This window comes from Mesorhizobium sp. Root552 (genome assembly GCF_001427285.1).
GTDB lineage: Bacteria > Pseudomonadota > Alphaproteobacteria > Rhizobiales > Rhizobiaceae > Mesorhizobium.
Window position 1 is genome coordinate 1 of sequence record NZ_LMFV01000037.1, and the last position, 10146, is coordinate 10146.

The following is a 10146-nucleotide window of genomic DNA, read 5'->3' on the forward strand; positions in this document are numbered from 1 at the left end:
CTTCGGCAAACAGGCACTCGATGTAGATCATCGGCACCACTTCGGCAAACAGGCACTCGATGTAGATCATCGGCACCATGTCCGCGACGCCCGGCTCCACATCATCGGTTGTCAGCAAGCGACCGCCCAGATCGCGGATCTCGGCATAGGGCATGTCCCGCCGGGCCGCCGTCAGAACCTCGTCGGTGATCAGTGCCACCGCCTCCGGGTGGCTCAGGCGAATGCCGAGCGCCCGGTGGCGGCGCGCCAGCTCGGCGGCGGTGAAGATTGTCAGGCGATCCATCTCGGTGGGCGAAAGATTCATCATGGCGGTCGTCTCCCGTCAGGTGGAAAACATGCGGATATGGCGTGCAGGACCGCGCGTCACGGCAATGTCGATCAATGGCGTGAAGCTCGCCGGCGGCTGTTGTGGATCGGGCTCCACGGCCAGCAACCGCGTCAGATCGGCGCGTGCCGCCGACTGCGCGTGCTGGGCGTCGATGAAGCCGACGAGACCAAGCCGCACCGCCGCGCTCAGCAGGCCTGTCACGAGCGTCCAACCGGAAACAAGCTGCGCCGCATGCCGGCCAAGACCGGCATCGCGATAGGAAAGCGCCTGAGCGACCGGAAGATGACCGAGGCGCGGATCGGATCCCAGCCGCGCGCGATAGGCCGTGCTGAGCGGGCCACCCAGGCGGCCGGAGACACCCAGCATCGACTTGCCCGCGCGGCGCGACCCCTCTCGCATCTGGGCCGAGGGCGTGGAGGCGTCCGCCAACCGATCGACGGAAGCGACGGCATCGAGATCATCCGCAAGGTAAGCGCGCAGCAGCAGGATCCGGTCCATGATCGCCCAGCGCCGATGCAGCTGTTCCGCGACGAAGCGATCGAGGTCCTCAGCCCCCGCAAGGTAGCCATCCGCCGCAAGCCCCTCGACACCCCAGGAAAAGGCGAAGCCGCCGGCCGGATAGGCGCTGTCTCCATAGTGCAGCATCGCCAGTGTGTCCGAGGCGTCAAACATCCGCCACCTCCGTTACCTCGCCCGAGGCCAGGAGCGGCTGGATGCGGGCCCGGTAAGCCGGCAAGGGCGCGTCGAGCAGCACTGCGAGGTCGCCGCCTTCGAAGCGGACGCGCCAGTGCAGGTTGCCGGCGTTCCATCCGAGCATGAGCGCCGCTTCGGCAGAAGCCGAACGCAGGCGCCAGACCTGTTGTTCGCCGAACCGGGCGATGACGGCGCGCCGGTCGTCGATGAAGAGGATGGCGCCGTCGATCAGATGCTCGTCGCGGTCGAGACTGACCGCACAATCCGTGCCGCGATCGGTCGACAACCGAAACCGCTTGCGCGCCGCGTCGCTCGGCGGGACGTAAAGCACCTCGATGCCGCCGGCATGTTCGAGGTTGTGGATCGCAGTCGCGAAGCCGGGATCGTCGACAGCGCCCAGAATACCGTGAAGCCGCAGCATCGTCCTCCTCCTAATGCGTGCCGAACACGGACTGATAGACGGCAAGCGCGGCCTGCAGCGCTTCCAGCTCGTCCGGCGTCGGTTGATCCGGGTCGGCCGCCGGCGGCAGGCTGCCGAATTTCATCAGGCAGGCCATCAGCAGCAGGCGGGCCTTGGTGGACGTCAGATTTCGCCCCGCGATGGAGAAGGGCGCCGGATCGGCAAATCCTTCCGGATAGCCGCGGCCGACCCGCACGACCGGCAGGCCGCAAAGGCTGGCGCGGCGCAGCATGGCCATACGGAGTTCCGACGTGCCCATGCCATAGGGCACCAGCCCCTCGACGACGAAGCCGGCCAGCCGGCCCATGGCAAGCTTGTGTTCGATGAGGAAGGCGAGATCGCCTTCATGGGCCGGATCGTCGCCGAAAGCCTCGGCGGCATAGCCGCCATCCTTGACGATGGAGACCGACGGGATGGCATCGGCCAGAAGCAGGCCCTCCCCATCCTTTACCGGCATGTCGAATGTTTCCACGCCGCCGGATCCGCTGCGGACCGCTTTGACGGCGCCGGGGAGACGGGTGATGTTCACGTCCGAGCCGGATGTATGCTTGTAGGCCGGGACATAGGTCAGGTGGGGAATGCCCATATGCGTGACCTGGCCGAGAATGCCGCCATGCCCGCCTGTCGCCACATAGCCGCCGGGCCGCGCATCCACCTTCGCCACCTCGCGGGCCGCGAAGAACTGCTGTTCCTGGATGACCACCGTCCCGCACCTGTTCTTGCCGCTGTCGCTCTTCCAGATGCCCGACTCGATATAGGTGACCGAGTCGACGATATTGGCCGGACCGTCATTGCTGATCTGCCCCTGGGGACGTTGTGCGGCGTTGCAGGCAATCGGCAAGTCGGTGTCGATCAACAGGTTGAACCAGTACGCCGTCTCCTCGACCTGCGGCGAGCCCTGCGTCCAGATGGCGCCGTCATAGCGGCCCGAAGACAGGATGGCCTGCACGTCATTGGTGATCTTGGCGAGCATCGGCCGCGGTGGCGACTTGGCCAGGTGATAGGGTTTGTAGGCGAAGAAGGTTTGGCCCATGACCTCCGGCTCCGTGTCGCCATCGCCGACATCGGCGCGCCGGGCCGCAGAAAGCCCCTTGCAGAACCCGCCGGGCGGCGCGACACGGTAAAACTCCACATCCGCCCGCTCGCCGATCAGGTTGACCGTGCCGTCCGCACCGATCGAAAACCGGTCGATCTCCTCGAAGCTGCGCGACCCGTCGGGATAGAAACCTTGCCGGGACTGCGGGCTGCCCGGCTGCGTCGCCTCCTCCTCCCAGGCAGAACCGTCCGCCTGGACGGCCATGTAGGGCAGAGGATAGAGACCATCGTCCGGATGCAGCTCGATCTCGTAGACGGGTGTATCGGTCCCGGCCTGCCGTGTCGGGCTGAACCGCCCGTCGGGGGACAGATAGCCATCCGGCGGACCGTAGAGTTCCTCGGCATCGGCTTCGAGCGGATGGGCCGAGAACTGCTCGACATAGACCTTGACCGGCGCGGCGAGCTTCTGGGCTCTCAGGGCGTCGAACGCGCCGCCGGGCCGCGACGGCAGCCCCTTCTTCGCACGCGCCTTGTTCGAGGTGACGAGCGGCGGCGTGTTCTGGATGGTCGCCGTGGGGCCGGCCATGTGGGCGATGCGGAGTCTGCTCATGAATGGTGCCTCTGGAACAGAACTTTGGCGAGCATCATGTGCACGCCTTTGGAGCCGTTGACGGTCTGGGTGATGCGAAGGTCGCCGGCCAGGCTGCACAGCATGTAGGCCTCGGCATGGGAGAGACCGGAGCGCTCGCCCAAAAGCGCGATCATATGGCGCAGCGCGGCGACGGCGCACTGGTCCAGATCCGGATCCATGCCCATGGTGATCTCATGGGTCGGCGTCTCTGCCCGCGGCCAGGTGAGCTTGAGGTCGTCGCGGACGATGAACTCGAAGGTGCCGCGAAGCGCGGTCTCGATGGCCGTGACGCAGACCTCTCCATCCCCCTGGCACCCGTGCCCGTCACCACAGGAGAACAGGCCGCCCTCCTCGAAAACGGGCAGGTAGAGCGTGGTGCCGGCGACCAATTCCTTGTTGTCGAGATTGCCGCCGAAGGCTTGAGGCGCGACCGAGCTGACCCGGCCCCAGCCCTTGGGCGGCGCCAGTCCCATGACGCCGAAGAAGGGCGAAAGGGGCAGTTCCAGCCCCCAGGGCAAGGAGGCGACGTTGCCGTCCAGGTCGAGCGGTATGTTGACATGAACCGGCGCGTCATAATCGTGCGGCAAGGTGCCGAGCAGCGGCAGGATCAGGTTGAAGCCCCAGTCCTGCAGCAGGCTCACCTCATGGATGCGCACCTCGAGCACGGAGCCCGGTCGCGCACCCTCGACATAGATCGGCCCGGTCAGAATATGCGGGCCGAACTCCGGCAGCGTGTCGAGGATCGGCTCCAGTGCCGGCGGAATATGGAACCGCTCGCGGTCGGGCAGGACCTTGCGGTTGCCGGTCACGGTGTCGATCGTGACGATATCGCCGCTGGCGATGGTCAGGGCCGGTTTCTGAACGGCGTCGAAATAGCCCCAGTGGCAGGTATCGACGCTCGGTGCGAGGTGATGCTGGACCAAACCGGCCTCCTTGAGGTGTTGCTTCGGTGAGCGTCTGACGAAAGGCACTATCCGTTCGAGACGGAATATAGTCAATATTTCAATAGTTGATATGCGAAGTTTATGGATACGCTTCGCCGCCTGACCCTTCGGGCGGCGCCTAGAGGTTTTTCAGGCCGGAAGGGCCGTTCCAGGTCGGAATTCCAGAACGCCGTCCACCACCTCCGTCCGCACGCAGCGCGCCGTATGGCCGTCCGCACCAACGACCGGCGCGGGCATGGCGGGCAGACATTCGGGTCCTGCATAAGGACAGCGGGGCGCGAAGCTGCAGCCCTCGGGCAACGCCCGCAGGTCGGGCGGGCTGCCGCCGATCGCTCCCAGCGGTCCCGCTTTGTGCCGATCCTTGATGGTGGAGGAGAGCATGGCGCGGGTATAGGGATGCTGCGGATGGACAAGGACATCGCGGGCAGCGCCATGTTCGATGATCCGCCCGGCGTACATGACGGCCACCTTGTCGGCGACCTGGGCAGCGACGCCGAGGTCATGCGTCACGAAAATCATCGACATGCCCATGTCGCGCTGGAGCTTGCGCAGCAACACCAGCACCTGGATCTGTACCGAGGCGTCGAGCGCCGTCGTCGGCTCGTCGGCCAAGAGAAGGCCCGGCCGGCAGGAGAGCGCGACCGCGATCATCGCGCGCTGGCGCAATCCGCCGGACAGCTCGTGCGGATAAGCTTTGAGCCGACGCTCCGCCGACGGCACCCGGACCAGTTCCAGCAGTTCCAGAGCGCGCGCCCATGCCGCCTTTCGCCCCAGCTTTTCATGCCGCATCACGGTTTCGGCGATCTGGTCGCCGATCGTGTAGAGCGGATCCAGCGCCGTCATCGGCTCCTGGAAGATCATGGAAATCGTCGAGCCGCGCAGGCTGGACATGGTGCGCTCGTCGACGGCGCCGATATCGTGGCCGCCGACCAGCATCCGGCCCTCGATCACCGTGCGCTTGGGCGGGTGCAGGCGCAGCAGAGAGCGCATCATGACCGACTTGCCGGAGCCGGATTCGCCGATGACGCAGAGGACCTCGCCGCGCGCAAGCTCGAAGGAAACGCCGTTGACGGCGCGAACGGTGGCGTCGCGGCTGACGAACCGGACCTTCAGGTCCTCGACCTTCACAAAGGCTTCGCCTTCGCCGGCATAGCGTTCGGCCTGGGACGGGATGGGGCGTGGCATCTCGTTCACTGCACATCTCCTGGAGAAGGCGCTGCGACCGACCGCGGCGCGCGGCTGTGGCCGGAACCGGCATGAACCATGTGGCAGGCGGCCAGGTGCTGGCGAGAATCGAAGTCGAGCACATTGCCGAGCCGCGGCGCGGTCGCGGTGCAGACGTCCTCGGCAAAGGGGCAGCGCGTGTGAAACCGGCAGCCGGACGGCGGATTGACCGGATTGGGTGGATCGCCGGACAGGGGGGCCGTTTCGACGCGCTCCGCCGGATCCATGCTAAGGCGACATTCGAGCAGCGCCTGCGTATAGGGATGTTTCGGATCCTCGTAGATGGCATCCACAGGCCCGATCTCGACCACCTGCCCGAGATACATGACGAGGACGCGATCCGAGATGTAGCGCACCACATGCAGATCGTGCGAGATGAAGATGTAGGTCAGGTTCAACTGCTGCTTGAGATCGCCGAGAAGGTTTAGCACCTGGGCTTCGACGGATTTGTCGAGCGCCGAGACCGCCTCGTCCAGGATCAGCAGGCGCGGATCGAGCGCCAGCGCGCGGGCGATGTTGACACGCTGCTTCTGCCCGCCGGACAGTTCGTGCGGGTAGCGCTGGCTGAAGAGTTGCGGCTTGAGGCCGACCCGCTGGAGAAGATCGCGGGCCTGTTCACGTGCCCTCCTGCGCGTTGCGCCCTGGACCTTCGGCCCGTAGGCAATGGACTGCTCGATCGGAAGACGCGGATTGAGCGAGGAATAGCTGTCCTGGAAGACCATCTGCATCGACCGGCGCAGCGCGTCGAGGCCGACGCCCCGCACCTCGCCCACCGGGTCGCCGTCCAGGATCATCGTGCCCTCGTCCTTCTCGACGAGATGCATCAGCAGGCGGGCGAGCGTGGACTTGCCGCAGCCGCTTTCACCGACGACGCCGAGCGTCTCGCCCTTGAGGACATAGAAGGAGATATCGTCCACGGCTTTGACCTGCGCCACGGTGCGGTTGAGCAGGCCGGCCTTGATGGGGAAATACTTCCTGATCTTGTCGACGATCAGCATGGGCTGGGCCGGGCCGCCGCGGTCGCGCGGATCGGCGGTCGGTTCGGCGGCGGTCTCGAGATGATCGGTCATGTTCAGCTCCTTGGCTTGAGGAGTTCCGGGCTCACCCCTTGACGTCCATGGCCTGACGAAGACCGTCGCTCACCAGGTTGAAGGCGATGGACGTGATGAGGATGGCGATGCCGGGAATGGCGCTGACGAGCGGCTGCACATAGATGGACTGGCGCAGGGTCGACAGCATCAGCCCCCAGTCCGCCGTTGGCGGCGACACGCCGAGCCCCAGAAAAGACAGGCCGGATGCGAGGATGATCGACACGGAAACGAGCGTGGAGGCATAGACCAGCACCGGCGACATGACGTTGATCAGCACGTGATGGACGATGATCGAGATGGACGAGGCCCCGGACGCGCGTCCGGCATCGACGAAATCCATGCTGCGGATCTGCGACGTGGCGGTTTCGGCCACCCGACAGAGCGGAGGGACGAGAACGACCGTCAGCGTGATCAGCTGGTTGGTGAAGCCGCCGCCGAGACTGCCGGAGATGGCGACCGCCAGAAGAACGGAGGGAAAGGCGAAGAAGACGTCCATGGTGCGCATGATCAGCATGTTCACCTTGCCGCCGAAAAAGCCGGCAATGACGCCGAACATCCCGCCGATGACCGTGGCGAACATCACGGGCAGGATGCCCATGGCCAGCGAGACCCGGCCGCCATAGAGCAGACGGCTCAGCATGTCCCTGCCCTGCTCGTCGGTTCCCAGGATATAGCCCCTGTCGCCGATCGCGCGCAGGCGGTTGGCCATGCTGGACCTGTCCGGATCCATCGGCGCGAGCATCGGCGCGAAGACGGCCGACAGAACGATGAGGATGATGACGGCCAGACAGAAGAGTGTCACATAGTCGTAGCGCAACCTGTTCCAGACGCTGGCCCAGTACCCCCGGACATGGACCGGCGCGGCGGCGGGAAACAGGGCGGGTGCGGAAATATCGGACATGGATCTCTTCCTCAGCTTCGCTTGATGCGGGGGTCGATGATCGACTGGATGAGGTCGACAAGCAGGTTGATCAGGACGAAAGCGGTCGCCAGCACAAGGATGGTGCCCTGCAGCAGCGGGATGTCGCGGGTCAGGATGGCCTTGTTCAGCAGAAAGCCGGTGCCGGGCCAGGTGAACACCGTCTCGACCAGGACCGAACCGCCGATCAGATAGCCGAGCTGCAGACCGAACATCGCCACGGCGGCGGGCATGACGTTGCGCACGGCGTGCAGCATGATCGACATCTCGCTGAGCCCTTTGGCGCGCAACGTCTGGATGAAGTCCTGGCTCAGGATTTCGGAGACCGCGGCGCGGGTCGTTCGGGTCATGATGCCGAGCGGCGGCAGCGTCAGCGCGATGATCGGCATGATCGCGAATTTGAGGTCGTTCCAGTCGAAATAGCTGAAGCTTTCGGAGCCGCTGGCGCCCATGCCGGTCGCCGGCAGCCAGAACATGTTGACGGCGAAGAAGATGACCAGGACGACGCCGAGCCAGAAGGGCGGAACGCTGATGCCGAACACCGCGATTGCCGTAATGACCTTGTCGATAAGGCTGCCGGAGCGGTAGGCGGCGACCACGCCGAGGATCATGGAGAGCACGAAGGCGAGCGCCACGGAGATCAGGGCGATGACAATCGTGTTCCCGAAGGCGCGAAAGACCTCTCCGGCGACCGGCGAATTATTTGCGATCGACATGCCGAACTCGCCGGTCAACACCCTGCCGATCCAGATGAAATACTGAATAGGCAGAGGTTGATCCAGCCCGTAGGCCGCCCGCAGCCTGTCGGCATCGGCCTGGCTCGCCGTCGGCGACAAAAGGTTCTGGATCGGGTCGCCGGGCGCGATCTGCACGAGGGCGAAGCAGATCACCGTGACGCCGAACAGGATGGGCAAGGTGAGGAGCAGACGCCTGAGCGCATAGAGCCACATCTCAATTTCTCCAGTCGATGAATTCAGCGGTAGACCGGCCGCCATGGGCGGCCGGCTGCAACGTCAGGGGTTCACGACAATGGGGGTCAGGTCCTGGAACCAGCTCTGTGCCTGCACGAAGCCTTCGAGCTTCGGCGAGAGCGCGCGCGGGTTGAGGTCGTGCACTATGTAGAGCTCGGACGCATCGGCCACGACCGCCTCGTTCATCTGCGTCAGCAGCGCGTCGCGCTTCGTCTTGTCGAACTCGGCAATTGCCTGATCGCCAAGCGCATCGACCTTCGGGTTTGAGTAGAAGCCCCAGTTGCAGCAGTTCGGCGGGGCGTTTCGCGTCATCCACTTCTTCAGGACGCCCTGCACGGCGTCGATGGGGGCCATGGAAAAGTTGATGGCATTGTAGTCGTACTGTCCGGCACCGGCGAGGAACACACCGATGAGGGCGTTCCAGTCCATTGGCTCCAGCACGACCTGGAACCCGGCGGCGTCCAGCTGTTCCTTGACCAGTTCGTTCATCGGCAGGGGTTGCATCTGCCCGGATCCGGAGGTCGAGATCCCCACCTTGATGACACAGGGCATACAGCCTGCCTCCTCCAGAAGGGCGCGGGCCTTGTCGGGGTCGTATTCATATTTGACCGGGTTTCCGTACCAGGGCTGGCTGTCGATCAGCGTCTGATATGCCGGGATAGCCACCCCCTGCAGCATGTCCACCATGTCCTGCCGGTTGATCGCGTAATTGGCGGCCTGCCGCACCGCCAAATTGTCGAAGGGAGGCTTCGACATGTTGAACATATAGTCCCAGTTGTGCGGATAGGGCACCGTAACGATCTTCATGCCGGCGCTCTGCAGGCGCGGGATGGTGTCGGGCGACGGCGCCTCGACAAAGTCGACCTGGCCCGACAGGAGTGCGGCGGCACGGGTCGAGGCTTCCGGCATCGGCAGGAGCACGAGCTTGTCATGCTTCGGAATGCGGTCCGGGTTCCAGTACGTCTCGTTCTTCACGAGCTCGAGCCGCTCATGCGGCACGACGCTGGAGAACTTGTAGGGACCCGTGCCGGAAGGCTTGGCCGAATAGGCGGCATAGTCGTTGCCGGCCGCTTCCACCGCGCAATTGGAGATCATGTAATACATGGCCATTTCATAGGGAAACAGCGAGCTCGGCTGCTTCGTCTTGATGGCGATCGTATAGTCGTCCATCTTCTCCACACTGGCAATCTGCGCGGTATAGGTGCCCATCTGGCCGACATGGCGAGGATTGAAATGTGGCGCGTCGCTCTTCATGACGCGCTCGAAGTTCCAGATCGCGCTGTCGGCGTTCCACTGGCAGCCATCATGATAGGTGACGCCCTGGCGGAGCTTGTAGATCCACCGCGTATTGTCGTCGGGATCGATGTTCCATTCGGTCGCAAGACCTGGGACGATATCGGCAGCCTTGTCGGAGCTGGACAGATCCCAGAGGGCCAGCGCGTCGTAGAGCGTATAGCCGGCGAAACGATAGCCCTCGTATCCCTGGTCCGGCGCGCCCGTATAGTCGGGAATATCGGCAGCGGTCATGGCGACGCGCAGCACCGTTTCCGCCGCAGTCGCAGGAACGGCCAGGCCAAAGCCCACAAGGGCGACGGTCGCCGCTGTGATCGCATTCCGCATATTCGTTGATCTCATCTATTTTCTCCTACGAGCCAGTGCGCCCGGCGCGGCGCCCGCCCGTCATCAGTGCAAGGCCTGTGCCAACAGTGCCGCGGGACGACCCTTAGCCGGTTCCGCGATCTGGGCGGTCGCTTGCTGACAACCGATGATGTGGAGCCGGGCGTCGCGGACATGGTGCCGATGATCTACATCGAGTGCCTGTTTGCCGAAGGCACCAAGGTCATGGCGCC

Annotated in this window: 11 protein-coding genes; 1 reads left to right on the forward strand and 10 read right to left on the reverse strand. The window is 64.6% G+C overall.

Annotated features, from left to right (window positions below; genetic code table 11):
- The 10 genes from ASD50_RS14600 to ASD50_RS14645 all read right to left on the reverse strand — a co-directional run.
- Window positions 1-307 (reverse strand): urease subunit gamma (locus ASD50_RS14600; protein ID WP_200952420.1); only part of this gene is annotated, 307 nt, incomplete at its 3' end.
- Between the two features lie 15 nt (window positions 308-322).
- On the reverse strand, window positions 323-1000 hold the full coding sequence (locus tag ASD50_RS14605) for an urease accessory protein UreF (RefSeq protein ID WP_056242668.1): 678 nt from the start codon (window positions 998-1000) through the stop codon (window positions 323-325).
- On the reverse strand, window positions 993-1442 hold the full coding sequence (gene ureE, locus ASD50_RS14610) for an urease accessory protein UreE (RefSeq protein ID WP_056242669.1): 450 nt from the start codon (window positions 1440-1442) through the stop codon (window positions 993-995). Before ureE ends, ASD50_RS14605 begins: the two co-directional genes overlap by 8 nt.
- Window positions 1443-1452: 10 nt before the next feature.
- On the reverse strand, window positions 1453-3126 hold the full coding sequence (locus tag ASD50_RS14615; RefSeq protein ID WP_056242670.1) for an asparaginase domain-containing protein: 1674 nt from the start codon (window positions 3124-3126) through the stop codon (window positions 1453-1455).
- A complete protein-coding gene (locus ASD50_RS14620) occupies window positions 3123-4070 on the reverse strand; it encodes an acetamidase/formamidase family protein (protein WP_056242681.1) in 948 nt (315 codons plus the stop codon). The genes ASD50_RS14615 and ASD50_RS14620 overlap by 4 nt, the downstream gene beginning before the upstream one ends.
- A 150-nt stretch (window positions 4071-4220) precedes the next feature.
- A complete protein-coding gene (locus ASD50_RS14625) occupies window positions 4221-5276 on the reverse strand; it encodes an ABC transporter ATP-binding protein (protein ID WP_056242682.1) in 1056 nt (351 codons plus the stop codon).
- A 5-nt stretch (window positions 5277-5281) separates the two neighbouring features.
- Window positions 5282-6385: an ABC transporter ATP-binding protein gene (locus tag ASD50_RS14630; protein WP_056242671.1), complete on the reverse strand. Its 1104-nt coding sequence runs from the start codon at window positions 6383-6385 to the stop codon at window positions 5282-5284.
- A 31-nt stretch (window positions 6386-6416) separates the two neighbouring features.
- On the reverse strand, window positions 6417-7307 hold the full coding sequence (locus ASD50_RS14635; RefSeq protein ID WP_056242674.1) for an ABC transporter permease: 891 nt from the start codon (window positions 7305-7307) through the stop codon (window positions 6417-6419).
- Between the two features lie 11 nt (window positions 7308-7318).
- The gene (locus ASD50_RS14640; protein WP_056242675.1) at window positions 7319-8275 is read right to left on the reverse strand and encodes an ABC transporter permease; all 957 of its coding nucleotides are present in this window, start codon (window positions 8273-8275) and stop codon (window positions 7319-7321) included.
- A gap of 63 nt (window positions 8276-8338) precedes the next feature.
- A complete protein-coding gene (locus ASD50_RS14645; protein WP_056242678.1) occupies window positions 8339-9931 on the reverse strand; it encodes an ABC transporter substrate-binding protein in 1593 nt (530 codons plus the stop codon).
- A gap of 51 nt (window positions 9932-9982) precedes the next feature.
- Here ASD50_RS14645 and ASD50_RS24115 point away from each other — a divergent pair.
- Window positions 9983-10146, forward strand: a 164-nt coding sequence (locus ASD50_RS24115; protein WP_200952421.1) for an urease subunit gamma, incomplete at its 3' end; no start/stop codon positions are given.